1 protein-coding gene is annotated in these 281 nt (G+C 52.0%); it reads right to left on the bottom strand.

Annotation, left to right across the window (positions count from 1 at the left end; translation table 11 throughout):
• The coding region (locus KDM89_RS22080; RefSeq protein ID WP_329604737.1) for a Glu/Leu/Phe/Val dehydrogenase dimerization domain-containing protein at nt 1-220 on the bottom strand (220 nt) is incomplete at its 3' end.
• Between the last annotated feature and the right edge of the window lie 61 nt (nt 221-281).

Genomic DNA, 281 nt, shown 5'->3' with positions numbered 1-281 from the left:
CCACTGCATTTTTATAAGTCATGCCGCGCGACAGACGCAGTACATCGCGTACCGCTTCGGCTTCACTGGCGTAATTCCACATACGGCAACCGCCCATGGCCGGGCCCAGGTTGGTATTGTGTACGGCGATGATGGCTTTCAGGCCGGATTTTTCTTCTGAGGCAAAAACGACTTGTTCGTGGTGGTCAAAATTGATTTCGTTAAATACAAAAGCGGTCATGCTTATGGCTCCGCGCGGTTTGACTGAATCGTAGTGCCGGATAGGGCAGACTCATCATCCC

It is taken from the genome of Cognatundibacterium luofuense, from assembly GCF_018139685.1.
GTDB classification, from domain to species: domain Bacteria; phylum Pseudomonadota; class Gammaproteobacteria; order Burkholderiales; family Burkholderiaceae_D; genus Undibacterium; species Undibacterium luofuense.
The sequence above is the reverse complement of the archived record's forward strand: the minus strand, read 5'-3'. Positions and strand labels throughout refer to the sequence as shown.